The organism is Arcticibacterium sp. SM2516 (genome assembly GCF_057914865.1).
The window spans coordinates 17,089-43,625 of the sequence record NZ_CP195290.1 but is presented as its reverse complement, the minus strand read 5'-3'; the positions used below and the strand labels follow the sequence as shown (position 1 = coordinate 43,625).

The window sequence follows — 26,537 nt, the reverse complement described above, 5'->3', positions numbered from 1 at the left end:
ATATGAGGCAATTCTTTTTTATACTTATTCTGTTTTCTCACACTGCCTTATCCCAAGATTATCTTAGCGGAACGGTGATAGATATTGCCAGTAATATGCCGATAGCGTATGTCAATGTGACTATTCCCGGCACTACTATTGGCACCGCTACAGATAGTTTAGGCCGCTTTAGCATTAGCACACGAGAGAGTGGAAAAAAACAGTTACGGTTTTCGAGCATAGGCTACCAAACACGTGTTTTCAGAATTGAAGATATAGAAAGCCCAGTGGAGGTATTAATGATACTCAATACCACCGCTTTGGACGAGTTTGTGGTAAGACCTGGCGAAAATCCAGCGTGGGCTTTATTAAGAAAAGTTCATAAAAATTCCGACGAAAACAACCCCTTAAAGTACCCCGAATACAAAGCAGAATTTTACACCAAAACCAAGATACACTTTACTGACATTGAGCGTACTAAAGAGAAAGTAAACCAAAATGATAGCACCGCAAAAAAAGGTTATTTGAATTTATTGATGTTGGAAAATGTCGGTAATTTCTATTTTAAAAATGGGCAGCAAAAAGAGGTAGTTTTACATACCATTTCAAATTTACCCAAGATGTTTCCTGTCAACTTGGTTTTTATAAATAACTTAAACCCATTAGGATTTTACGACCCGTATTTTAGATTCAGACCAAGCTTTAGTTCATCTACAGGAAACAGGCCATTAAAGGAAAGAAACTATATTAACCCTATAAAACCGGGCGTTTTTAATCAGTACGATTTCCAACTGAAAGACACTTTAATCAACGAAACAGACAGTACTTTTTTAATTGCGTTTGAACCCTATCAGGGGAAATCCATAGATGCTTTAAAAGGTATATTGAAAATAAACTCAGACGGCTACGCCCTTACTTATTTAGAAGCGGAGCCCGCAGATACTTTACAAGCTCTCAGCTTTAAAATAACCCAAAATTATACCAAAGTAGGTACTAAATGGTATCCTACATTACGAGAAATCAAATTGGATTATCCGTATGAAGACAAAGGAAGAACGGGAATGCTTAGGGTAGATTTTTCCAATATTTTCTCAAGTATTTCTGACACTATTCCTCGTAATGAAGTCTATTTTGATGGTGTTACCAGACAAATAGATAACAGAGCACATGAAATCAGCAAGAAGGATTTTGAGGAGATGAGACCTAGGGAGCTTTCTGAAAAAGAAAAACTGACCTACGCTAAATGGGATTTTGACGAAAAGCCAAAGCTAAAAAAAGCCCTTGAAGTGGCAGAATGGCCCTATAAATTGATAACGCCTACCGGTCCGTTCATGCTCACCTTTGACCAGTTTGGGATAAACTATCATGAGAAAATCAGAGCTGGTTTAGGCTTCCAAAACAACCTTACTAAAAATCCCAGGTTTGGGATAAGAGCTAGTGCTGGTTACGGTTTTGGTGATGAAAAATGGAAGTACAGAACCTCCGCATCTTTTCATATGACCAAAGACCGATATAATAAAGTCACGGTTTATGATTTAAAGGACATTGGCCCTCCTGGGCAATTAACCTATCTTGGACATAATTACATCACGCCGTCTTCTAGGTTTATTTACTTTAATAGAAGAGGATATTTAGTAGACGAATATCGCAAAACGGGCATAGCCATTTATACCAGACCTATCAGGTGGACTTGGATAAGGTTTTATGCCGAAAACGATGATAAACAGGCTTTAAACTATGAAATAGCTGATAGCTTTGGCGATAAAACCGAGTTTAGAACTTATGGCTTTATGCTAAGGTTTGCACCCAGAGAAAGCTATGTAAGACAGGGACTCTTTGAAACTTTAGGAAACAGAAACTACCCTGTCATTAACCTAAACGGTCAACAATCCTTTGACCGAAATAGTAATCAATCCTTCATAAAGACAGATTTGGGCATCACGCAGCAGTTTAGATGGGAAAAGATGGGTACAGATATCTTTATACTCTCTTTGGGATATGCCAGTGGTAAAATCCCTTACACTTATTTATTCAATAATCTTGGCAGCCAACGTCAGCTATTTGGCGGTACCAGCAGCGATTTTCAAGCAGGAAATCTAACCGAATATGCCTACAATCAATCTGTTAGTTTAAACTGGATTCACAGTTTTGGGAAAAACATTTTCAGACTAAAAACCAAATGGTCGCAACCAGAAATAGCCATTGGTCATAGGTTTGCTTGGAGTAATTTAAGTTCAGACATTCAAAACTCCGAAATGAATTTAAAAGACTTTTCTAATGGGAATTTTGAAGCCAATCTGTACTTATATAACCTTGTCAGATTTAAGTTTTTCGGCGTTTATTATGGTTTAGGAGCTAAAACCGCTTATAACTACTCCAAAGATTTTATAGGCACCTCTAGATTTGCCATAAGACCTACTATTTCATTAGCCCTATTTTAATGAGTGCAAAAGGCAACTTTTTCAGCAAAGTCTAGTACACATTTTCTACAGCCACTTCTATAAGTGCATCTTTAAATCAAAAAGCATCCGTTTAACATTTTTTACGTCTTGAGGAACAACAGAATACTTAACTTTATCCTAATTCTCAAAAAATGACAAAAGCCATCTTCATCAGTTTGTTCCTTTGTGCTGCTACCGTGGTTACCCAAGTACAAGGATACTATCCTAATTTAAGCCCACATACGATGCTTATTCAGGAGGTGGGTCATACAGAAATTGTACTAAAATACGACAGACCAGCGGCTAGAGGCAGAAAGATTTTTGGTGAGCTTATTCCTTACGGCAAACTATGGAGAACTGGAGCCGCCTATGCTACCACCATCTCTTTTAGCAAAGACATCAGAATAGAGGACCAAACTGTAAAAACTGGTAAATATGCCCTCTTTACCATCCCAAATGAACATAGCTGGGAGCTTATCCTAAATAAGGACACCACCCTGTACGGAGCATACGATTACAATAAAGAACTTGACGTTTTGAAAGTGAGCTCTCCCGTTAGGAAACTTGAAAATTATCAGGAATCATTAACCTTTAGCTTTGATATTATTCCAAACGACGCCATATTATCTATAGCCTGGGAAAACACTTTGGTCGCATTTTCTATTGAAACGACTACCAACGAGGACGTCATGAAATATGTAAACGACTCCCTTTTAACGGAAAAAGAAACCATTGCTGATAGATATATAGGAGCTAGTTCCTTTATGACTACCTATAACATGCCCCTTGAAACGGCCTTGAAATTGGTAAATCTTGGATTCGAACGCGAGGAAACAGAATATGCCTATAGCGTAAAACAGGATATTTTAACGAAGCTGGGCAGAAAAGAAGAAGCTAGAACACAAATTCACAAGGCATTGGACTTCATTAAAAACAGAAGCACCTATTCCAAGGAGGATAAAGAGCTTTCAATTATAGCATGGAATAAAAAACTAGAAAAACAGCATTGATTTAAAACTGAGCAATAACTTTAGTAATTTTCAAAGATTTTTAACTATTAACCTTTTACGATGAGAAAACCAACACAATTTAAATGGTTAGCTGTTCTTTCAGCTTGCCTAATTCTTTGTGGTTCGGGTCTACAAGCCCAAAGCAAACAAGAGAAAAAAATATCAAAACTGAAGACCAAGCTTGAAAAAGCGATGGCCGAAACAGAAATCACGGAGCCCGTAGTGGCTATGGTGAAAAAGGATTTACCCGCAACCGTAAAAGGAGCTTCTGTTGAGGGTATTACCGAATATACATTGGCCAACGGCATGAAGGTTTTACTTTTCCCTGACCAAACCCAACAAACCGTTACCGTAAATATTACTTATATGGTGGGTAGCCGCCATGAGGGTTATGGAGAAACAGGAATGGCTCACCTTTTAGAACACATGGTGTTTAAGGGTTCTCCTAGACATACAGATATTCCGAAGGAACTCTCTGATCATGGTGCAAGACCTAACGGAACTACATCTGTAGACCGTACCAATTATTTTGAAACGTTCAATGCTACGGAAGAAAACCTAAAATGGGCATTGGATTTAGAATCTGATAGAATGGTGAATTCTTTCATCAAAAAAGAAGATTTAGAGTCGGAATATACGGTGGTTAGAAACGAGTTTGAAATGGGTGAAAACAATCCCAACAGCGTACTTTCTCAAAGGATAGTTTCTGCGGGTTATGTTTGGCATAATTACGGAAACTCTACCATTGGTTCACGTGAAGATTTGGAGCGAGTGCCGATTGATAAGCTTCAAGATTTCTATAAAAAATATTATCAGCCAGACAATGCGATATTGATAGTAGCCGGAAAAATTGATCCTGAAGCTACACTTAAAATGGTCAATGAATATTTTGGAGGAATTCCAAGACCAACCAGAGTACTGAGCGACACCTATACCAAAGAGCCTGCTCAAGACACAGAGCGAAACATTACCCTTAACCGTATGGGAGATGTGCAGTTTTTAGGTGCTATGTATCACGTACCTCCAGGAACGCATGCAGACTATGCGGCGGTGGATGTTATTTCTGACGCATTGGCTTCTGCTCCGTCGGGTCCTTTGTACAAAGCTATGGTAGACACCAAACTGGCTTCACAAGTCTTTGGCTATGCTAGGTCACTTAAAGAGCCTGGTTACAGTTATTTTGGTGCGGTAGTGCCTAAAGACAATGACATTAAAGAAGCTAGAAAAGTATTTTTAGAGACTATTGACAAGGCCATAGAAACTGGATTTACCCAAGCTGATGTAGACAGAGCAAAATCTCAAACGGCTAAATATTTAGGTCAAGTAGCAAGAGATTCGGAAGCTTTTTCTAAAATGCTGACAGAGTTTATAGCCCTAGGAGACTGGAGAACTTTCTTCCTGTTTAGAGATGCGGTAGAAAATGTAACGCTTGAAGATGTAAACAGAGTAGCTAAAAAGTATTTCAAAGGCTCAAACAGAACCGTAGGTCAGTTTATTCCGACTACAGCACCAGACAGAGTAAATGTACCTGAAGCACCAAATGTAGCCGCTTTAGTAAAAGACTATAAAGGCAAAGAAGTAGAAGAAGTAACAGAGGTTTTTGAGGCTACTACAGATAATATCGACAGCAGAAACACTATTGGTAAGCTAAGCAACGGCATGGAATACGCTTTGCTTTCTAAAGGCACAAGAGGAAATGTAGTATCTGCCAGCATGACCATTAGAGTGGGAACCAAAGAGAGCCTAACAGGCATAGGCATGACCGATAACCTTACGGCATCTATGCTAATGAGGGGTTCTAAAAACCTTGACCGTCAGGCTATCAAAGACAAACTGGATGGCATGGAAAGTTCTGTGAGTATTGGTGGTGGAGCCAATACCATTTCGGTGGGCATTAATACCACTAAAGAGCATTTATCTGAAGTGCTTGCTTTGGTAGAAGATGTTCTTAAAAACCCTGCTTTTGACCAAACCGAGTTCAGTAATCTTAAATCAGAAATGAAAACTGGTTTAGAATCGCAGCAAAACGAGCCTATGCCATTGGCACAATTGGTTTTCAGAAAGACCATGAGTCCTTACCCTAAAGGTGATGTACGTTATGTACCTTCTATACCTGAGCAGTTAGAAATGCTAGATGCCGTAACTATTGATGGCATGAAAGCTTTGCATAGCAAACTTTACGGAATGTCTAATGCTACAGTTTCTATTGTAGGAGATTTTGACCAAGAGCAAATAGTAAAAGAATTGGAGAAGCGTTTTGGTGCTTGGAAAAACCCGACGCCATTCGTAAGAATAGCGAACGATTATCTTCCTAATCCAGCTGGTGGCACTAAAATAGAAACACCAGACAAAGCCAACTCGCTGATGCTGACGGGTATCAATCTTGAAATGACAGATGCCTCTCCGGATTATCCTGCTCTTTATGTAGGAAATTATCTTTTAGGTGGTGGATTCTTAAATAGCAGATTGGCTATGAGGCTACGTCAAAAAGAAGGTATTTCTTATGGTGTTGGTTCTCAGTTTTCGGCTTCGTCTATAGATGAGACAGGTTCTTTTATGACTTACGCCATCTTAGCTCCTGAAAACTCTGAAAAGGCCGAAGCTGCTATTAAAGAAGAAATCAACAAAGTCAGAAACGAAGGTTTTACAGCAGATGAATTACAAAAAGCTAAAGAAGGTTTGTTACAAAGTCGTCAATTATCAAGGTCAAAAGACGATGAACTAGCCGGAAAACTAAACGGTTACCTGTACTTAGACAGAACCATGAATTACGATGCCGATTTTGATGCTAAACTTAACGCTCTTACGCTAGAGCAGGTAAACAATGCTTTCAGAAAGCATATAGACCCATCAAAACTTACGCTTGTAAAAGCAGGTGATTTTGAAAAGAAATTTTCTGAAGAAGCTCCAGCACAAACTGCACCAGCAGGAAAACTTTCTGGAGCGGAATAGGCTTTTAGCTATGATTAGTCCCGATAGCCATCGGGAGAAAGAGACTGCCATTTGGTGGTCTCTTTTTTTATACCATTACGGGTATAATTTAGTAGACTCAAGGGCAAAGTATACCCGATTGGGTATAAAATCAATTAGCTATGAATGTCTATATTTTAGATACATACCTGGAAAAAGTAAGTAAAAAAGCCGCTTGCAATTTATTTCAGAATTATCTTATCGGGTAATGTAGGTTTCTTGACAGATCTTTTGAATGGCTCTATTTTCTCTACTTCAGTTTTTAACATAAAATCTGGCTTTTCAATAATTTCAAAGTCATCCGGTAATAGGTTTGAAATACCTTCCTCGCCCCAATTATTACGCAAAAGCATATTGTTGGGCTTAAGCAACCATCCATTTTTATTAAATGTGAAATACTTATTTGGAACTTCTAATTGTGAAAAAGCATACGGATAATCGCTGAAAGGGGAGTTTCTATTGGCTACATTCTTATTGAAAATGAGCAGCGGTAAATCTGTAACCAGCTTATATTCATCCGTAAGGCTGTCTTTCTGTAATAAATCTCTAACTATGGCTTTATGAAAAAAGCCATCAACCGAGCCATCATCCAAACTTACTTTTCCTAAGTAATAATTTCGAATTTCATTCATTTGAAATATAATAAACCCATTTTCGGCAGTAGTTCCGTTAACTAATGAAACCAAGAAATTTCGGAATGAATTGTCATATGCACGTCGGCGGTTTTTATAAATTTTCTTTAAATCTTTTACCAAATTTACTTCAAGGCTATCGAAGAACTTATTGGTGGCTTGATAGGTAAGTTTCCCATCCGACTCAAAAAAATCGACGTCCACTTGTAATTTATAGCCTAAAGCCTTGTTAACAATCAAAAGTGGCTCTCTAGAATAGGCTGTTACGATTGATTGCGTTTTGTCATAATCTAATTTTATTACGCCCGGATTTAAGATTTCGCATTTACTAGCGAAAGGTGTGTCGCCCAAAAGTCCATCTTGAAAAATTCGCCACTTTCTTCTCCAAAATCTGTCCATTTTGGCGGTAACCCTTATTTCAGCAAGGTCTGTTCTAGATTCTAGGCGGAACAGTACTTTTTTGCTTTTCCCATCTTGACTTAATGTTACTTTCCCAGGCTTAAAACCAACGAAACTAGCCACTAATTCTAATTTTTGAAGATAGGCAGGTACCCAAAGTTTGTAATTGCCCAAAGTGTCGGTCGTGCTAAAAAAGGAGGTGTTATTTAAATATACTGTTGCAAAAGGAATTGGGTTTTCCGCAGCATCTACTACCCTCCCAAAAATCAAAATGTTATTGCTTTGTGCTTTTGCACCTATTTGAAATGCAAAAATCAAGAGTAGCACTAAACAACTTATCCTTTTAACTATCAACACTTTATGCGTTTCAGCACTTTGGTTTAAAAAATCATTTAACAATAATGCTGAAATTCAAGGGATTTAAAGACTCGAAGGAGATGTTTTTTTTACTGATTCATGTCCGTTTAAATTTGGCTAATTTCTTGTTTTTAAACGGTCTTATTTTTAGGGGGATACTACACTAACCATTTTAATATAAAACCTTTAGACTAAATATTTTCGTTATCTCGGATTGTCTGCGGGAGACTAGAAAATTGGTAAAGTTTCTAGAACAGTGCAGCGTTCAATTTTATTATTTTTATAGAGACTGACTTTAGTGGTCTCTTTTTTTTGTGGTTGGCTTTCTTAGAGCCCCTAGGGAGACTCGAAAGGTTTATTAGACCATAAAAAAGAAACCGAAAATGTGGCAAAAGCCAATCCTGAATTAGTGGCGAAACTAAAGAATAAATTAAAGAGCGGAGGCAATACCAATATTAAGCTCTTAAAGCCATTTTCTTATATCGAAGTTACGTTAGATTAAGAAATAGATGACGGGTTTTGTGCGTTAAGCAATACCTTTGAGCTTTATTATAAAATTGTTTTAATAGCCCACAGGTTCTAAAGACAAACACTCATCAGTACCAATCTATCTACATGCAACAAGCATTTATGAAACTAAAAACAATCTTCGTACTTAGTTTTATCAGTTTTTCTTTGAGTGGTCAATCCTACCAAACCGTAAAAAAAGTAGTTAGTCTGCATGACGAACAGAGCTTTTATTTGAATTCTGCCACTAGAATTGGTGGCAAAACAAAGAATTCAATAAAAATAGATTTACCTAAAAACACGGTTCAATGGTTTTATTCATTCACTACCAGTCCAAATGAAAGCGAGGCCAATCCGCTGAATAAAAACCTAAAATTAGGGCTTCAACTAACCAATTTACTTTTAAACAGTGCCATAGAAAATACCACCATTGGCCTCACGGCTAAGGCCGCTTTTCAAGTTTTGAAACCCACGGGTGCTGGGGTGGTGGATATTTACTTAACCGACATAGAAGGTCATAATCAATTTATAAAAAAAGACATTCTAGGCTTTTGGCCCAATTCAGACCCTAAAACATACAAAGAAGGAAGCAGAGAAAACGCTAAAGATGGCGTAGTGATGGTAGATGATTTAAAATCGGGTTCGGTGTATTTATGTTTTAAAAATCCAAGTTCTTTGGAGGGCGTTTTTGTAACTATTGAAGTGTCTGCTATCGTAGCGGTAGAAGAATATGTGGATGTTTGGAGCACAGTAAGTAAGCAAAACCTAAGCATCGAATGTCTAAATTCTTTTCTGAATAAAAATGAAACAGCAAAGCAAATCTGCAGCTGTAGAACCGACAAAATAATTAAAAAATATACGCCTAAAGCATACAACGCTTTTAGCCAAAGCGAGAAAACGCTGATTCTCAAAAATGAATTAAATGCCTGTTATAATGAAACAGAAAACATGACCCAAAATGACCGCATTAAGTCCATAGAGGAAGAAATCAGAGGATTTGCTGCGGTAAAAGACTATAAGAAGTTAATACTAAAATATGAAGAATTAATAAGTCTTGACGTAGAAAATGACACTATTTATAATGCCATTGGACATTACAATTTATTGATAAAAAACTTCAAAAAAGCAAAAGAATACCTCACCATTGGCTTGGGCAAAAATGCCAATAATTTATTATTGCAGAGCAATCTAGCCCACTACTATCTATTTACTGGAGAGGTAAAAAATGCCGAAAACATATATCTAAAATATTCCAAGTCCAAAATCACAAAAAAAACCACATGGAAAGATGTGATTAAAGCCGATTTCGAGCTATTTGAAAGTCTAGGTTTCAATAAAAGTGATATGGATGGCATTCGTGAAGGACTGAGAATTAAAAATTAGCAAAGCACTGGGGATTTGTGAAACTTATTTAATGCTATTAATCCGGTGTTTGAATAAAATATCTAATCTCTTAGTAAATACATATTTGTTCTCCTACCTATGCTGGTCTATAAGAATATTGTTACCGTCTGGGTCTGTTAAGGTGATATGAGCTGGGCCTGTGGTATTTTCATCTGCTTCAACAGTAAGTGCTATACCTTGTGCTTTTAGTTGTTTTTGTATAAGTCTTACATCGTCAAACTCCTCTAAATGCTGTGCATCGCTATCCCACCCAGGGTTAAAGGTGATGATATTGTCTTTAAACATGCCTTGAAAAAGACCTATGACCGTATTCTCATTTCTGAGCACAATCCAGTTATGGTCTATGTTTCCGCCTTTATAAGTAAACCCTAGTTTATCATAAAAGGCCTTAGATTTATGAATGTCTTTTACCGCAAGACTTATTGAAAATGCTCCTAGTTTCATTGTGTTTTTATTTATGATTGTAAACCTATGCATGCTCAGGTCACCCTGAGCTTTAGCAATACAAATTCACCACTTTATTTCAGTTTTGCAAATTGGTGCTGTTTGGGTGTTTAGTCTTGGAGCCCTTGACGCTAACTTGTCCTCCTATCGACGAACAGGGGGAGTTTGAAAGGGGGAAATATCATCTAGACGATCATCAATCATATTGTGAAATCCTCCAAATCGAAGATGCATAATTTGCAAGTCTCTCTTGACGAATGTCAATAGAATTGGGGCTCCAAACATTTGAATTCACTTCTTTACTTAGTTTATATTGAGACGTAGCGAAAATCTCTTTTTTCTCAGAAAAAGGTAAAGCCTCACAGCTCCGATTTTTATCCTCTTCTAAAAGAGTATAATTACCCAATCTATAAACCACAGATTCGTGAATCGCTTGTGGAAATTCCTCTAGATAATTTCCATTTCCATTCTCTGGCAAAATGTGTTCAATTGTCCCTGGATTCTCTTCAAAGTCATAATCAGCTTGACTAATATGATTCTCTATAGAATACAAAATATATCTAACGATTTTTTTACCCCGCTTTGTACTAATCGACTTGGAGGAAAAATCATTTTTAAAATCATTATCAGTAGGATATAATGTCCTAATCAACTGAGCAATTTCAGTGACAGTCCTAGCTTTTTTATTACTTATCTTAATCGCCGCTTTATTATAAACATCTTCCTTTAAATTGGTATGAAGTTTAGCAATCACAGTGTATCTAAAGGTTATAGTTGAAACTAGTTTCAAAACCTTCGCGAAGTCCTCTTGGCTAAGATTATTATATGCAGCAATTAATATGGGATAGGCCTGTTTTTCTTTGAACAAAGTGAGTTCCTTTATTCTTTTTTTTATTTCCCTGTGCCCCCCCCAAAAAGAATCTGAATAGTTTGACAAAGCCTTGTAAAGTCTTGCATTTTCCTCTAACGAATCTAACAAAATAATTACGTTAGGTGAATCTGTAATTGATTCTTTAATCGCCCTAAATAAATACTCTTGTCTAATCAGTTTATTCTTTGAAATCCAATAATGCCTTAAGAAAGTGGGAAAATTATCTAACCCAATAATGTCAACAATCTTTTTCCATTTCGTTTTAATATGTGGAAGATCTACCTTAGAAGATATTGAGAATAAATAATTCTTCAACAAGTCTGTTACAGTTAAACCTACACCTCTAGAATTTAGAGTTTCAAAAACCGTGTAAGCACTTAATTCATCTTCAACTACGATTTGAATGAACATCAGCTTTTCAGCAACTTCTTTGTTTAAGAAATTTGTAATTTTCTCTCCAGCCTTTTCGTTCAAAAAGAGTTCATCAACTTTTTCCACAAAATAATTGTAGGCATTCCAAATTTGTCTATCTGAGTCTAGTAAAGTATTTACATTTGTAGGTTGTCTAAAAACAAGCAGATTAGACTGAAAAAAACTATCATTGTTTTCATTCAATTGCAATTTTGATGAATATGTCAATGAGCCTGGGTCTTTATCACCAATATATTTTTTAGATAAGAGAGAGACTCTTTCCTTATTATCTTTTATCTCTATCTCCTCATCAATAAGCGAATTCAGTCTATTAATTACAGCTAAAACAATAATGGTAAGTGTTGAAAATCTTTGTTGTCCATCAATTACATGATATTTCTTATCTCCCATATTCTGGAGAACAATTGAACCCATATAATGAACGTTGCCCGTCTCATTTATTGCCAATATATCGTTCCAAAGATCTTCCCATTGATCTTTTCTCCAACTATAGTCTCGCTGATATGGTGGGACGGAATAGGTCTTCCCATTACCAATAATATCGCTTAAACTAACAGTGCTTGTATCTAATAAGTTATTTACCGCCATAATTCAAAATTACTATTTTTTCACCCTTGTACATAACAATTCGTTTAGCATAATAAGCTATTTGGCCATTAAGCCTAATTCAAAAAAACCACTTCTTTCGAAAAAAACAATATAAATTTAATATGATAATAAAATCCCAAGAAACATTTAATTCACCATTTACCGTAGAATGGTCTTTTAAAGCAATACAAGGAAGAATAAAACATAGCCTTCTATATACAGTGGTTACATATTCGGGGCACAAAAACAAAACTTAATCCCAGTAAAACAATACCCATTTATTATACGGTCATATTGAAAAGTTGAGTTACTCCAAGAAAGCCATTCATATATCAAAAGAGGTCGCAGTCATGCGGCCTCTTTCTATTTAAACTTTCCATTATTTAATTAAAATAGCTCTTATAGCATTTGCTGAATCCAGTCCGAAATCATGCTTCCTTTAGCTAGGTGAATTAGGGTAATGTCTATGCTGTCTGTAATGTCCTAGAAATAGTTGTCTTCTATTAGATATCACAAAATGTATTTGGTCTTCCATATCAGAACGCCTAGCAACCAAGCTTTGTAGAATTTATTTCCTTTTCTTCCGCTTATCCCACAGGATATAAAGCCATATCAAACCTCCAATAAAAAACAGTAAAACCGGCCAAGACATAATGCTAAAGTTTAGTTATAAATTTGATTTAGGGCTTCCTCTAAACTTTGGTACTTAAAGCCAAAGCCATTTTTCTCTATTTTATTGCCAGAAACTCTATTTCCACCCAGCACCAGCTGTGCACGCTCACCAAGTATAATTTTCACCACAAAGCCAGGAACACGCGGTGCCCAAATAGGTCTTTTTAAGACTTTCCCTAAAACCCGTATCATTTCGCTGTTTCTTACCGGATGGGGTGCTACTGCGTTATAAGCTCCTTCTAAGTCTTCCATTAAAGAGGTCTTATAAAACAAGCGGCATAAATCCGACGTGTGAATCCATGAAATCCATTGTTCACCATCTCCTAATGCAGAGCCAATCCCAAACTTCACAGGCATGGCCAGTTGTGGCAACGCCCCTCCATCTTTGTCCAGCACTATACCTATTCTTAGCTTAACTGCTCGGCATTTTGAAACTTGAGCAAACTCATCCACGGCCTTTTCCCATTCCACCACCACTTTAGAAATATAGTCGGTACCTGCTTCAGAATCTTCCGAAAGCTCCTCTTCCCCTGTGTCAAAACCATAAAGACCAACTGCCGATGCAGAAATGATGGCTTTAGGAAACGCTTTCAGCTCAGAAAATTTAGTCGCCAAAAGTTTTAGAGGATCCACCCTAGAATCGATAATGAGTTGCTTCCGGTCTTCTGTCCATTTTTTATCTGCAATACTAGCTCCCGCCAAATGAATAAGGCAATCCACATTCGGAAGAGCATCCAATTCCACTTCACCTTTGTCAATATCCCATTTGAAATATTTGACTTCACTATCTTCTCTTTTGCTTCTAGAAAGCACCCTCACTTCATGCCCTTTATGTAGCAAAAGCTTGGATAATTCTTTGCCTAAAAGACCCGTTCCTCCTGTAATTAGATAATTCATGATTCCAATATAAGCCATGGAAGACAAATAATAGAAATTTACACAGCCCTTGTTTAGTGATAGGTCAAAGAATGGGGCTTTTGAATTAATTCTACTCCATTATGGTTATGAATCCAATCAAGGATTGCTAATTTTGTAATCCTTTTTAAGAGCAAACAAAACCATAGAAAATGCTAGTTAACGTTTTCAAATCTAAGATTCACAGAGTAAAAGTTACTCAAGCGGAGCTAAACTATGTCGGTAGTGTGACTATTGACGAAGACATGCTGGACGCCGCTGGAATTAGAGAAAATGAGAAAGTGCAGATTGTCAACAATCACAACGGCGAAAGATTAGAAACATACGCCATTAAAGGTAAAAGAGGCTCTGGTATTATCTGTTTGAATGGTGCTGCCGCTAGAAAAGCACAGCCAGGAGATATTGTTATCATTATTTCTTACGCATGGATGACACCAGAAGAAGCAGCAACACATAAGCCTGTCGTTGTTTTTCCCGACGAAAACAACCGAATCATTAAATAAATAAGGCATTCTTTTTGAAGGTCAATTTCATGTACATTTGTACAGAGATTGACCTTTTTACTTTCCTAAGAAATGAACTTCAAAAACATACTTAAATACCTTATTTCTATATCCATAGCCGGCTCTTTGCTGTGGTTTGTCTTAAAGGGAATTGACCTTAATATCTTATGGGAAACCATAAAAAATGCCAATTATTTCTGGGTGGCCTTATCGGCCGTAATGGCTCTTTTGGCACATTGGAGCAGGGCGTATAGATGGAAATTAATGCTGCAGCCCCTGGGCTACGACCCTTCTGCTTTTAAAAGTACCATCTCCGTTTTAATCGGCTATGTCACCAATCTGGTTTTACCACGTGCAGGTGAGTTAGCTCGTTCGGCTAGTTTAAAAAACCTTTCAGATGTTCCTTTTGAGAAGTCTTTTGGAGCCGTGGTGGCAGAAAGGGTGATTGACGTTTTAGTGTTGCTTTTCCTTATTTGTCTTAACCTCATTCTAGAGTTTGACAGATTGAAAGCGTTTTTCATAGAACTGGTCGGAGACAAAATAGGAAACCCTTCCATCATTATAGGCGTCATAACTTTTATGGCTTTGGCAGCCTTTTTAGCTTGGCGATGGATTCTTAGAAACGACGAAATACTTTCTCAGAAGCCGCTTTACAGCAAAATAAAAGGTGTGGTCTTGGGTCTTTGGTCTGGATTTACCAGTGTCAGAAACTTGAAAAACCCGAAAGCATTTATTGGGCATACCATTCTTATCTGGTCTTTATATTATTTGATGACCTGGTTTCTTTGTTTCGCTATTCCACAGACAGCAAACATTAGCCCCTTGGCAGGATTAACTATTTTGGTCATGGGAACCATTGGTATGGCAGCCCCTACTATAGGGGGTATAGGTTCTTATCATTTCTTGGTGGGTAAAATAGTAGGTCTTTATGGCTTAAACCCTCAAGACGGCATTACTTTGGCCACATTCTTGCACACGATGCAGGGTATTATTTTCGTATTAGTATTTGGTTTGACAGCATTGGCGATTTCATTTTTTATCAGAAAAAAAGACCAATTGTCCTGATTTAAGACCATTGCCCATGATTTAATATCTTCAAGGGAATCTGAAATTATAATTCTTCGTTATCTTAGCATAAAAGGAAAAAGATTATTCCATATTTTACAAAAGCTTGACCGCTTAAATTTTTCACCATTAATAATAATTTAAATAACGCACATGCATCCTATTATCATTTTAAGTATAGTTTTTATGGGAATCAGCTGGCTGGTTTCAAGAAGACTAAAAGGAAAGTTCCAAAAATACTCAAAGGTAGGTTTGAGTAACGGACTTAGTGGAGCAGAAATAGCTCAAAAAATGCTCAACGACAATGGCATTTACGATGTAAGAATTACACAGGTGGATGGCCAACTGACAGACCATTACAACCCTCAAGATAAAACAGTAAACCTAAGCTCTGATGTTTATAACGGTAGAAGTACGGCTTCTGCTGCGGTAGCCTCTCACGAGGTGGGTCACGCAGTTCAGCATGCCACGGCTTATGCTGCTCTTAAATTAAGATCTACGCTAGTACCTGCCGCCAGTATAGCTGGACGAGTAATGGGTATGCTTAACATGTTCTTATTTATGGGTGGTTTTTATATGATTACGCAGGGTTCAGCCATGGGCAACATTCTTTTAATGGTGCTTATTGTTGCTAACGTAGCCATTACGGCATTCTCTTTAATTACACTTCCTGTTGAATTTGATGCTTCTAACAGAGCGTTAAAATGGATGGAATCTAGAAATATAGTGAATCGTGAAGAACACGCTCAAGCAAAAGATGCTCTTAAATGGGCGGCTATGACTTACGTGGTAGGTGCTTTAGCTGCAGTAGCCAACTTGGCTTACTATGTCATGATATTCTTAGGCAGAGGTGATGATTAAGTAATGTTTCAGTTTATGATAAAAAAAGGAGGGCTTCGGTCTTCCTTTTTTTGTTTCCTTTTTACTCCCGCGGATTTTAGTAATGTCATGGATACCTTTAAAGCATTACTTTTTGTGAGTTCAGGGTATTTCTCATCTTTACTCCCGCAGATTTCGCTAATCTCGCAGCTACTACTAAAACACTACTTTTTGTGAGTTCAGAGTATTTCTCCGCTTTACTCCCGCAAATTTCGCTAATCTCGCGGATACTACTAAAGCACTGCTTTTTGTGAGTTCAGAGTATTTCTCCGCTTTACTCCCTCAGATTTCGATAATCTCGCAGATTTCTTTAAAACACTGCTTTTTGTAATTTCAGAGTATTTCTCCAATTTACTCCCGCAGATTTGGCCAATTTCATAGATATCTTTAAAACAATGACTTATTGTGAGGTATCAAGAATCTTTGTTTTCCTTTTTATTTTGTAGTTTGTGTTCACACTAATTGCTTGACTGACACACAACAATGACTGAAAACGACATTTCTTATATCATTAGAGGAGCTATTTTTAAGGTTTATAATGAACTTGGTCCAGGTCTTTTTGAATCTGTTTATGAGATTACTTTATGTTATGAGCTGAAAAAAGCTGGATTAAAAATTGCAAGTCAAGTAGGCCTTCCCGTTATCTACGATAATGTTAAAATGGACATTGGCTTTCGCATTGATATTTTGGTAGAAGACAAAGTAATTATCGAAATAAAATCGATTGAATTCTTAGCGGAAGTTCATCATAAGCAAATTATGACCTATTTACGACTAGCAGATAAAAGATTGGGCATTTTAGTTAATTTCAATTCCTCAGATATTTCTAAATCAATTTTCAGGAAAGTCAATAAGCTTTAAAATAAAAATCGGCGAGAACTGCGAGAACAGAATAACCCTGAATCTAATTTGCGTGATCTACGGGAACAAAATAACCCTAATACAATTCGCGTAATCACCGAAATCTGCGGGAACAGAATAACCCTAATACAATTCGCGTAATCACCGAAATCTGCGGGAACAGAATAACCCTGAATCTAATTTGCGTGATCTACGGGAACAAAATAACCCTAATACAATTCGCGTAATCTACGGGAGTAAAAGAAAGAAGTAAACTGTATAAAAGTCGGTAAATTCAATTCTCCCTGTACCTATCCCCCAACTCGTTAAACTTCTCAAAAACCTCACCCAAAGACGGCAAATAACCACTTACCTTAGAAACAAGAGTTGGAGCGAAATCTAGTAAAAATGGATATACGTCAGACTCTGCAATATATTTCTCTGGTAAAGTAACTCCAATGGCCGAGGCTAGCCATATTAAAACACTGATTCCAAAAAACCATAAAATAGCTCCAAGAGCAGCTCCTCCTAGGCCATCCAAAGTACCCAAAAAAGTTAACCTTAAGGCCTTTCTGAAAATCCAGCCGATTTTAGTTATAGCGAAAACGGTAGGAAAAAAGATGAGTAAGAAACTCAAGTATGGGAGCATTCTTCCTGTAAAGTCTTCGCCAAGAAAATCTGACAAAACATTCATACCTAAACCTAAAAAGCGGAAACCAAATAAGATGGCCACCACAAAAGCTACTATCCCTATTACCTCCACTAATAATCCTCTCTTGAAGCCATTAAAAGCCCCCATAACGATAGGTATAAGCAGTAAAAGGTCTGTTGTCGACATTTCGGATTTAGATTTAAAAGAAAATTGGTTGAACCCTTAACGAGCTCAACCAATTCTAAAGTACATAAAATTTTATTTCGCTAGCAATTTCTTCACCATTACAGAGATGTCTTTCCCCTCTGCTTTTCCTGCCAATGCCTTACTAGCCGCACCCATTACTTTCCCCATATCTGCAGGAGAACTTGCTCCTACTTGGGTGATAATTTCCTCAACGGCAGTCTCTAGTTCTACTTCGGTCATGGCGGTCGGTAAATACGCCGAAATCACCGCTATCTCTGCTTCTTCTTTTTCTAATAAATCTGGGCGATTCTGATCCTTATAAATATCAGCAGAATCTCTACGCTGCTTTACAGCCTTCTGAAGAATCTTCATTTCTTCCGCTTCTGTAAGCTCGTCTGCAGCTCCAGGCCTAGACTCTTCTATTAAAATAACTTTTTTAATATCTCTCAAAGCCAATAATCTGACCTTGTCTTTTGCTAGCATGGCTGTTTTAATATCAGCGTCTATTGTAGATTTTAATGACATGTTTATCTTTTATTTGGGCATCTTAAAACTATCAAAACTGGTATGATGTATTGAAATGCGGAATACTTAAATTGCAATAAATTAACTGCCCTGCGGGCTCAGCGAGCAAAAATGACGAAATTATCTGTCAATATCAATAAAATAGCCACCTTACGAAATTCAAGGGGACACGATATGCCCCATCTTGTAAACACCGCTTTAGACTGTGAAAGGTTTGGTGCTGAGGGAATCACCATTCATCCTAGACCAGACGAAAGGCATATTAAATATCAAGATGTTTTTGATTTAAAGCAGATTGTTACCACTGAATACAATATTGAAGGCAACCCTACTGAAGGTCGTTTCCAAGAAGTGGTATTGGCCAATTTACCTACACAAGCCACTTTGGTTCCAGATACACTTTCTGCCATTACCTCTAATGCGGGCTGGGATACCATTACCCACAAAGATCGCCTTAAAGAACTGGTGAAAATATATCAAAACGCTGGAATCAGAGTTTCCATATTTGTAGATCCAGATATCAGAATGATAGAGGGAGCAGCAGAAATAGGAACAGACCGCATAGAATTATACACCGAAAGTTACGCAAGCGGTTATGCCGATAACGCAGAAAAAGCGATAAAGCCATTTGTAGCGGCAGCGGAAAGAGCGAATCAACTGGGCTTAGGAATCAATGCTGGCCACGACTTAAGCTTGGAAAACTTAGCTTACTTTCATAAAAATATCCCTGGCTTACTGGAAGTTTCTATTGGTCATGCCCTCATTTGCGATGCCCTGTATATGGGTCTAGAAAATACCATTCAACTGTATTTAAGGCAATTAAATTCCTAAATCCTTTAAGGTTTAAAGTAACAGTTATTAACACATGTTTTATTTTCAAATATTATTGAACATTCTGAATTTATTTTATTTTCAATTACATAATCAATATTTAACTAACTGTTTATTTCCCTATTAGAATGAGCCTCTAAAAGCTATAAAAACCGAGATATTAAACATTCAAACCTTTAGAATTTAGACATTTGCCTATTAAATACAAGCATTCGGAGACTCTATACTTCAAGTTTTTATAAGAGTTTGTATATTTAAAGGTTTATATAATGTGCTCACTAATAACCTTTTCCTGAATGAAGACCAAATTACTTATTTGCTTATTATCCCTGTTTTCAGTTGCAAATTTATCTGCTCAGGAAAAACCAAAACTATATATCAACTGTCAGCAAGCACACTGTTATGAAACTTTCTTATTAACAGAACTCAGTTACTTTACTTTTACTAGAGACCAAGCTACCGCAGATATTCAAATACTCATTACAGACCAAGGCAATGCCAGCGGTGGAAGAAATTATCAGTTAAATTTCATGGGGCAACATGCATTGCAAGGTTGTGACCAAAATGTGGAATTTATTACTGGTCAAAATGACTCCGAAGCCATAGCTCGTCAAAAAGTACTCAGCCACGTTAGTCAAGGACTACTGCATTATGTGGCTCATACAGAAATGGCTAAGGATGTTAAGATTGTTTTCCCTAAAGGTGCAAAGTCACTATCAAAAGACGATAAAGACCAAGACCCTTGGAATAACTGGATTTTTGGTGTTGGTGGCTCTGGAAGACTTTCAGGTGAGAGTAATAAAAAGGCCGTTAAGTTTGATACAAATTTTAGAGGAGGACGTACCACAGACAAATCCAAGTACAGTTTTTACTCCTATTTAAATCAAGCAAACAATGCTGTAACACTGGATGAGAAAACAGAAACGGTAAAAGTAAATAGCTATGGATTTAACATGCTTTATGTTTCCACTTTTGCTAAAAACTGGAGTGTTGGTGGGCTCATGAAAGGTTACCATTCCATCTATTCTAATATTGACTTTTCTGGAAGCTTAGCCCCTGCCATAGAATACTCCATTTTCCCGATTGAAGACTTTAACAAAGAACAATTCAGATGGATTTATCAGGCTGGATACAGAAGATTAGATTATCTTGAAAGAACCATATTTAATAAAACACTAGAAACCAAGCCATACCATCAGATAACCAGCATATTAGGTTATACAAAACCTTGGGGTAATTTTTCTGCCGAATTAAACGGTTACCAATATCTTGACGATCCTGAGAAATTCCGTTTGAGTATGGAGTTAGAATTGAGCTGGAGAATTGTTCAAGGTGTATCTCTTCGTCTTTATGGCTACGGAGCTCAGGTAAAAAACCAGATTTCTTTGGCACAAACCGCTACCAGTAATGAAGAGATTCTTTTAGGAGGACAACAGCTTCCTACCTCTTTTGAATACTATACTTCTTTTGGACTTAATTTCACTTTTGGTTCGGTAAATAACAGTATCGTAAATCCAAGATTCTCTGGGGTGAATTAAACCCTCCGCATTGGACAGTATATAACAGAAACTTCAATATTTGTTTTTTCCTTTAGGTATTAAAATACCTATTGTAAATGAACACTAAAGTTACCCTATCGCTCTTCTTATTAGTTATTGGTATATATGGCTGTAAAACGCTCTCAAACAAAGAGGCGGCAAAACCAAATATCATCTTTATACTCACCGACGACCAACGCTGGGACGCCTTAGGATTTGCTGGCAACAACATTATCCATACCCCTGAAATGGATAAACTGGCAGCAACGGGTACCTACTTTGAAAACGCTATGGTCACCACGCCTATCTGTGCCGCCAGCCGAGCCAGTTTACTTAGTGGCCTGCATGAACGTACCCATAATTTCAATTTTAGTACGGGCGATGTCAGAAAAGAATACATGCAAAGAGCATATCCTGTTGTCCTAAGAGAAAATGGCTACTACACAGGTTTTTTCGGAAAGCTTGGTATTAAGTATGCCGAAAAGGACGCCTTATTTAACGTGATTGACGATTACGATAGGGCCAACAAACCCGACAAAGAAAGCTACTTTTATAAGACCATTGGTGCAGACACCGTTCACTTAACGAGATATACCGGTCAGCAAGGTTTGGATTTCATTGAAAATGCACCCAAAGACCAGCCATTCAGTTTATCCTTGAGTTTTAGTGCCCCTCATGCTGCCGATGGTGCCGAAGACCAATATTTCTGGCAAAAAGAAACCGACCACCTTTATCAAGATATCACTATTCCAGATCCTCAAATAGCGGACGACAAATACTTCAATGCTTTACCAGAGAAAGTTAAAGCGGGCTTCAACAGATTAAGATGGACCTGGAGATACGACACACCAGAAAAATACCAACACAGCGTCAAAGGCTATTACAGAATGATATCTGGTATTGACCTAGAAATAGGTAAAATAAGAGCTAAACTAAAGGAAAAGGGTTTGGACCAAAACACCGTAATTATCTTAATGGGCGACAATGGCTATTTCTTGGGAGAACGTCAATTGGCTGGAAAATGGCTGATGTATGACAATTCTTTAAGGGTGCCTATGATTATAAACGACCCAAGAAAAGAAGGTCATAATCGTGTGACCAACATGGTCATGAACATTGATGTACCTGCCACTATGCTAGATTTGGCTGGTGCTCAGAAACCAGTTTCTTGGCAAGGAAACAGTCTGCTCTCTTTTGTTAATAGAGAAGAATCTACCCCATTAAACAGAGATACTGTTTTAGTAGAACACCTCTGGGAATTTGCGTCTATTCCACCAAGTGAAGGTGTGAGAACTAAAGACTTGAAATACTTCAGATACAGAAACGAAAAAGAGATAGAAGAGCTCTATGACCTTAAAAACGACCCATTAGAAATAAACAACCTCGCCGCCAATCCAGCATGGGAATCTTCTAAAATTGCTCTGAGAAACAAATTGGAATCATTAGGAAACGCATATTCAGACCAGTTCTCTAAAGGGCCTCAGGAAATTTCAGCAACAACTGATGGCCCTAAAACAGCCTTTAAATGGGATATTCCAGTAACCGCTCAATCTCAAAAAGCTTATCAAGTTTTGGTGGCCTCCTCATTGGAAAACCTGCAATTAAACAAAGGTGATTTATGGGATTCTGGTCAAATAAAATCTACCCAAAATAATGCCGCGTATGAAGGTCAAAAGTTAAGTACCGCTACGCAGTACTACTGGAAAGTAAGAATATGGGATGCCAGCAATTACACGACCAATTACTCGCAGGCAGAAACATTGAGTCTTCTGTAAGAGAAACGCTCCCCATTCGAATAGGCCTAGACGGTTCACATCAACCTATAACCCTAGGTGCTTAGGCTTTGCCACAATTAAAGGACACCTCTCTTAGTAGAACTATTTATGACTATTAATAAACTCCAGCATTCTCTGATATACCTCCGTGTTTTCATAAATACCTTGTAGCTTTTCTGCACCTTTCCCATAAGCAAAAAGAGGAACCAATATACCCGTATGGTCGTCTGAATGAAACTGAATTTCCATTTCACCTTCTGAGCCATGCGGTAAGGTTACGCCGCCTGTTTCATGGTCAGCTGTAATGATTAATAGAGTCTCTGGGTGACTATCTACATACTGCATCACCAAACCTATGGCTTTATCAAAATCTCTTACTTCGGCAGCCAAGGCTTTCGCTTTATTCGCATGACCGGCTCCATCTATATGACCATTTTCTATCAATAAGACAAAAGGCTTATTCTTCTTTTCTAGAAAGTTCAAAGCCTCCAATGTGGCGTTTGGGAGGTAATCTCCCCTGCTTTCTGTGATAAAAGGCATACCGCCATCTGCAGCAAAAAAACCAATTCTTTCATTTGAAACTGTTGCTATTTCTGATAAGCTACCTACTATCTTCCTGTTCTCCCATTGGGTTCCTATAAAGCCCTTAGCTCCTCCAGCTATAAAAATATCCATCTGGCTTCTTGTCAAATACTCCCCTATCTTCTGGGAGCTATCTCTGTCTGCCACATGAGCATAGAATGCAGCTGGTGTAGCACCCGTAATGGCGTCTGTCGTTACTATTCCAGTACTATATTTTGCCTTTTCGGCTAGATCAAAAATGGTGTTCAATGTTCTGCCTTCTGCATCCAAGCCAATGTATCTATTGTTGGTTTTCTTTCCAGTGGCCAAGGCCGTACCACCGGCGGCAGAATCGGTCGTAAAATCGTCTGCAGCTTGTGTCTTTATTAAACCCAAACTCTTTATCCTCGTTAGATTTAAAGGCTCCTTTTGACTCAAAATCCCTGAAGAAATCTGTGCTAAACCATTTCCATCTCCAATCATCAGTATGACGGTAGGCTGATTAAACTTAGCAGTAGGCAATTTAAAAGACAACTCCTCCTTCTCTATTCTTGGCACTAAACCCTCAGAAAGTGTTTTCAAATATGCATTGCATTCAAAAGGCTCGTCGGTATTGATAAAGTCTATGCCTAATTGAGAAAGCGTATACCAAGCTGTTTTAGAATCGGGCGTAGCCCAAAACCTTACCTTTTTGCCTTTAGCATGTATTTGTTCAATGACCGCTTTAAGCTTTGCTTCATCACGACTGGTCAACCTTCCTTTTCCATTCCAGCGACTGTACTTATAAAAAGGTAAACTTACCAAAGCCACCTTATACATATTTTGTGGCCATGTATCCACCGTTTGATAATCAAAATGGATGTAATCCGGAAAACGACCATAATCCTCTACTTCCGGTCTATTCCCTGAAATAACAAATTGAATTTTCTTTGACTTGTTCTTAGAATGAATGAGATCAGGATATTGCTCTAGCTGAGCTATCAAAACTTTTAAAGTAGTTTCTGCTCGTGTTTTAAAATCAATGAGTATTTGTAAATCAAAAGCCTCATACTGCTCGGAGTTCATAATCACCTGGAGCGGCTTCAAATAAAGATTTTCAAAGGTATTGACCGCTTTAATGTCTGGTACGTTATGAGCCACCATCAGTTTGCCATTCTGTAAAATCAAATCGGATTCTATAGAACCACAACCGGAAGAGAAAGCCTTCCAAAAAGGCACATCCTGAGCATAATCATTATGCGAATGCACTTGGTTACCTTGTCCGTAAGAAAGACCTGAAACAAGGAAAAGAAAAACTAATAATCTGTTCATTTATAATTTCAATAATTTGGGTAAAGATAAACCTTCAATTCCTGTCTACTAACAGCACTACATTAAGCTAATATCAAATCTATTGTTTATTCATTGGAGCATTAATTTACCATTAAAAAACAAATAGCGTTCTAAATTAAATAATACATCCTCTACTTTTGTGGCTCAACTCATTAGACCCAAAAAATGGAAATATTAAAAGTACTCACAATTCTATTTCTTAGCGGCAGTTTATATGCTCAAGATAAACCTAAAAATGTCATCCTGCTAGTGGGAGATGGTATGGGTTTAAGTCAAATTTCGACGGCTTTTTTCTACAAAGATTCGCCCTCCAATTTTGAACAGTTTAAAAACATTGGATTCATTAAAACCTCTTCTTCTAGCCACAAAGTAACCGACTCTTCGGCTGGTGCTACGGCCTTTGCCAGTGGCCAGAAAACTTATAATGGAGCTGTAGGGGTTGACGCCGATACACTTTCTATACCGACCATACTGGAAGAAATGGCAGCCAAAAACTATAAAACGGGGCTGGTAAGTCTTTCCACCATTACCCACGCCACGCCAGCATGCTTTTATGCTCATGTCAAAAGTAGAAACATGCATGAGGAAATAGCCTTTGAGTTAGCCAATTCTAGAGTTGATTTCTTTGCAGGAGCTGGTCTCAAATTCTTCACAGATCGCTCTGATAAGAAAAATCTCTTTGAAAGTATGAAGCTCAAAGGATACACAATGGACTCTATAGACTTAACAGCTTCTGTGGACGGCAACAAAAAATATGGTTTCCTTTTAGAAAAAGAAGAAATGCCTTTCAAGCATCTTGGTCGTGGCGACTTTCTACCAGAAGCTACTCAGCTCGCCTTAGACTATCTTAGTCAAGGTAAAAATGGCTTCTTTTTAATGTCTGAAGGTTCTTATATAGACTGGGCTGGACATCAAAATAACGCAGAAATGCTGGTGGCAGAACAGCTGGATTTTGACAAAGTTTTAGGCGTCGTTTTAGACTTCGCCAAAAAAGACAAAAACACCTTAGTAGTGGTAACCGCAGATCATGAAACAGGTGGAGCAGCATTAACCAGTGGTGAAACACGAGACAAAATAAGCATCAAGTTTAACACCAAACATCATACGGCAGCCTTAATTCCGATTTTCGCTTATGGCCCTGGTTCTGAGATTTTCCAAGGTATTTATGAAAATACGGAGGTTTATCATAAGATAAAATCCCTTTTAAAGCTCTAAAGCAATTTAAAGAACCCATCTGTTGATGAAACAGTTGGGTTTTATTATAGCCAACACATATTTTTCATTTATTTTTGAATTTACAATAGTTATTATACTTTCAGATATAATACTATACTTAATGTAGAACGCCCTCCACAGTTGTAAGCAAAAAGGACGTCGGAACAATTATTTTAACCTATTTATAAAATCAAATAAATCATACCATGAAAGACCTACAGCTGATAACAGAAGAGATCAATAAACTCACATTGGAGATAGAGCAGAATCATCCTGAACTCTATCAATCTTTAGAGGAAAACCCATTAACCCTTCCATCAGACGATCAAGAAGGGGTAAATAAAAACGCCTTTAAAGAGTACTTGGAGAGCCTAAGGGAGCTATTGAAAAAAGAGAAAGAACATATCGATTAAGTTTCATTTATTACTGAATTTTCAATTTTAAGTGATAGAACTTATTCCCTTAGAGGTAGAAAATTTAATAGAGAACACGTGAACCTCGAGATAAAAACTGTGGACTCAGCGTAAGAGCGGGATAAAACTTAAGCGATAGGATGCCTAGACTAAAGTCAAACAAACGAATGGTCTCTAGAAAAATCTCTCATTTAATTGTATCTTAGGTGAAGAAACAAAAACACTATGAAAAGGATACAAATACTCACCAACGAAATTAACGCACTTACCCTCAAAATAGAAGAGGAATATCCTGAACTATACCAGTATCTAGACGAAAACCCCATAACAATGCCCAATGCGGAACATCCCGACATGGGAAATAAAGTATTTGCTGACTATCTAGCGAGTTTGAAAGATTTGCTAGAACATCATATGGAGACGCACTCAAAAGCAAGTTAAGAAGCTCGTTCTCCTAAGCTTACCGCTTCGATAGTGTGCCTTCAAACCTCTGGCTTTAAGGCACACTTATACTTTTACAAAGCTCCAAACTTTTGTAGAGAGAGAATCATATTTCTAAGACCCATTTAATTTCATATAATCCTCCAAAAAATAAATGCTT

At 37.5% G+C, this 26,537-nt stretch carries 21 protein-coding genes; 14 read left to right on the top strand and 7 right to left on the bottom strand.

Annotated elements, in window-relative coordinates; all coding sequences use genetic code 11:
- Positions 1-2: 2 nt before the first annotated feature.
- From ACSBFT_RS00175 to ACSBFT_RS00165, 3 genes are all read left to right on the top strand, one after another.
- The gene (locus ACSBFT_RS00175; RefSeq protein WP_489602755.1) at positions 3-2,420 is read left to right on the top strand and encodes a DUF5686 and carboxypeptidase-like regulatory domain-containing protein; all 2,418 of its coding nucleotides are present in this window, start codon (positions 3-5) and stop codon (positions 2,418-2,420) included.
- A gap of 152 nt (positions 2,421-2,572) precedes the next feature.
- Positions 2,573-3,430: a DUF2911 domain-containing protein gene (locus ACSBFT_RS00170; protein WP_489602754.1), complete on the top strand. Its 858-nt coding sequence runs from the start codon at positions 2,573-2,575 to the stop codon at positions 3,428-3,430.
- Between the two features lie 60 nt (positions 3,431-3,490).
- A complete protein-coding gene (locus ACSBFT_RS00165) occupies positions 3,491-6,382 on the top strand; it encodes a M16 family metallopeptidase (RefSeq protein WP_489602753.1) in 2,892 nt (963 codons plus the stop codon).
- A 200-nt stretch (positions 6,383-6,582) separates the two neighbouring features.
- On the opposite strand, the gene ACSBFT_RS00160 is transcribed toward ACSBFT_RS00165, so the two are convergent.
- The gene (locus ACSBFT_RS00160) at positions 6,583-7,830 is read right to left on the bottom strand and encodes a carboxypeptidase-like regulatory domain-containing protein (RefSeq protein WP_489602752.1); all 1,248 of its coding nucleotides are present in this window, start codon (positions 7,828-7,830) and stop codon (positions 6,583-6,585) included.
- Positions 7,831-8,418: 588 nt separating this feature from the next.
- Between ACSBFT_RS00160 and ACSBFT_RS00155 the strand changes: the two genes are divergently transcribed.
- Positions 8,419-9,678: a tetratricopeptide repeat protein gene (locus ACSBFT_RS00155; RefSeq protein ID WP_489602751.1), complete on the top strand. Its 1,260-nt coding sequence runs from the start codon at positions 8,419-8,421 to the stop codon at positions 9,676-9,678.
- A gap of 93 nt (positions 9,679-9,771) precedes the next feature.
- Here ACSBFT_RS00155 and ACSBFT_RS00150 read toward each other — a convergent pair whose 3' ends face one another.
- The 3 genes from ACSBFT_RS00150 to ACSBFT_RS00140 all read right to left on the bottom strand — a co-directional run bounded on the left by ACSBFT_RS00150 (position 9,772) and on the right by ACSBFT_RS00140 (position 13,603).
- A complete protein-coding gene (locus ACSBFT_RS00150; protein ID WP_489602750.1) occupies positions 9,772-10,143 on the bottom strand; it encodes a VOC family protein in 372 nt (123 codons plus the stop codon).
- Between the two features lie 196 nt (positions 10,144-10,339).
- Complete coding sequence (locus ACSBFT_RS00145) at positions 10,340-12,034, bottom strand: DUF262 domain-containing protein (RefSeq protein WP_489602749.1); 1,695 nt, start codon at positions 12,032-12,034, stop codon at positions 10,340-10,342.
- A 663-nt stretch (positions 12,035-12,697) separates the two neighbouring features.
- Entirely contained in the window at positions 12,698-13,603 is a 906-nt protein-coding gene (locus ACSBFT_RS00140) for a TIGR01777 family oxidoreductase (RefSeq protein ID WP_489602748.1), read from the bottom strand.
- 170 nt (positions 13,604-13,773) lie between these two features.
- On the opposite strand from ACSBFT_RS00140, the gene panD reads away from it, so the two are divergent.
- The 4 genes from panD (at position 13,774) to ACSBFT_RS00120 (ending at position 16,929) form a co-directional block, all read left to right on the top strand.
- On the top strand, positions 13,774-14,124 hold the full coding sequence (panD, locus tag ACSBFT_RS00135) for an aspartate 1-decarboxylase (protein ID WP_463045692.1): 351 nt from the start codon (positions 13,774-13,776) through the stop codon (positions 14,122-14,124).
- Positions 14,125-14,196: 72 nt separating this feature from the next.
- A complete protein-coding gene (locus tag ACSBFT_RS00130; protein ID WP_489602747.1) occupies positions 14,197-15,189 on the top strand; it encodes a lysylphosphatidylglycerol synthase transmembrane domain-containing protein in 993 nt (330 codons plus the stop codon).
- Positions 15,190-15,342: 153 nt separating this feature from the next.
- Positions 15,343-16,050 carry a zinc metallopeptidase gene (locus ACSBFT_RS00125; RefSeq protein ID WP_463045694.1) on the top strand — a complete coding sequence of 236 codons (708 nt, stop codon included), beginning with the start codon at positions 15,343-15,345 and terminating at the stop codon, positions 16,048-16,050.
- A 501-nt stretch (positions 16,051-16,551) separates the two neighbouring features.
- The gene (locus ACSBFT_RS00120; protein WP_489602746.1) at positions 16,552-16,929 is read left to right on the top strand and encodes a GxxExxY protein; all 378 of its coding nucleotides are present in this window, start codon (positions 16,552-16,554) and stop codon (positions 16,927-16,929) included.
- Positions 16,930-17,203: 274 nt separating this feature from the next.
- Here the strand turns inward: ACSBFT_RS00120 and ACSBFT_RS00115 are convergent, their stop codons facing one another.
- Positions 17,204-17,746 carry a CvpA family protein gene (locus ACSBFT_RS00115; RefSeq protein ID WP_489602745.1) on the bottom strand — a complete coding sequence of 181 codons (543 nt, stop codon included), beginning with the start codon at positions 17,744-17,746 and terminating at the stop codon, positions 17,204-17,206.
- 72 nt (positions 17,747-17,818) lie between these two features.
- On the bottom strand, positions 17,819-18,271 hold the full coding sequence (locus ACSBFT_RS00110; protein ID WP_489602744.1) for a GatB/YqeY domain-containing protein: 453 nt from the start codon (positions 18,269-18,271) through the stop codon (positions 17,819-17,821).
- Between the two features lie 111 nt (positions 18,272-18,382).
- Here ACSBFT_RS00110 and ACSBFT_RS00105 point away from each other — a divergent pair, with 111 nt between their 5' ends.
- The 3 genes from ACSBFT_RS00105 to ACSBFT_RS00095 all read left to right on the top strand — a co-directional run bounded on the left by ACSBFT_RS00105 (position 18,383) and on the right by ACSBFT_RS00095 (position 22,415).
- Complete coding sequence (locus ACSBFT_RS00105; protein ID WP_489602743.1) at positions 18,383-19,102, top strand: pyridoxine 5'-phosphate synthase; 720 nt, start codon at positions 18,383-18,385, stop codon at positions 19,100-19,102.
- 296 nt (positions 19,103-19,398) lie between these two features.
- Positions 19,399-20,640: a hypothetical protein gene (locus ACSBFT_RS00100; RefSeq protein ID WP_489602742.1), complete on the top strand. Its 1,242-nt coding sequence runs from the start codon at positions 19,399-19,401 to the stop codon at positions 20,638-20,640.
- 77 nt (positions 20,641-20,717) lie between these two features.
- On the top strand, positions 20,718-22,415 hold the full coding sequence (locus tag ACSBFT_RS00095; protein WP_489602741.1) for a sulfatase family protein: 1,698 nt from the start codon (positions 20,718-20,720) through the stop codon (positions 22,413-22,415).
- Between the two features lie 102 nt (positions 22,416-22,517).
- Here the strand turns inward: ACSBFT_RS00095 and ACSBFT_RS00090 are convergent, their stop codons facing one another.
- Complete coding sequence (locus tag ACSBFT_RS00090) at positions 22,518-24,287, bottom strand: alkaline phosphatase (RefSeq protein WP_489602740.1); 1,770 nt, start codon at positions 24,285-24,287, stop codon at positions 22,518-22,520.
- 186 nt (positions 24,288-24,473) lie between these two features.
- Here ACSBFT_RS00090 and ACSBFT_RS00085 point away from each other — a divergent pair, with 186 nt between their 5' ends.
- The 3 genes from ACSBFT_RS00085 to ACSBFT_RS00075 all read left to right on the top strand — a co-directional run bounded on the left by ACSBFT_RS00085 (position 24,474) and on the right by ACSBFT_RS00075 (position 26,377).
- Positions 24,474-25,523 (top strand): alkaline phosphatase, encoded by a 1,050-nt coding sequence (locus tag ACSBFT_RS00085; protein ID WP_489602739.1) that lies wholly within the window; start codon positions 24,474-24,476, stop codon positions 25,521-25,523.
- Between the two features lie 206 nt (positions 25,524-25,729).
- Positions 25,730-25,936: a hypothetical protein gene (locus ACSBFT_RS00080; protein WP_463045703.1), complete on the top strand. Its 207-nt coding sequence runs from the start codon at positions 25,730-25,732 to the stop codon at positions 25,934-25,936.
- Positions 25,937-26,161: 225 nt separating this feature from the next.
- On the top strand, positions 26,162-26,377 hold the full coding sequence (locus ACSBFT_RS00075; RefSeq protein WP_463045704.1) for a hypothetical protein: 216 nt from the start codon (positions 26,162-26,164) through the stop codon (positions 26,375-26,377).
- Positions 26,378-26,537: the final 160 nt, after the last annotated feature.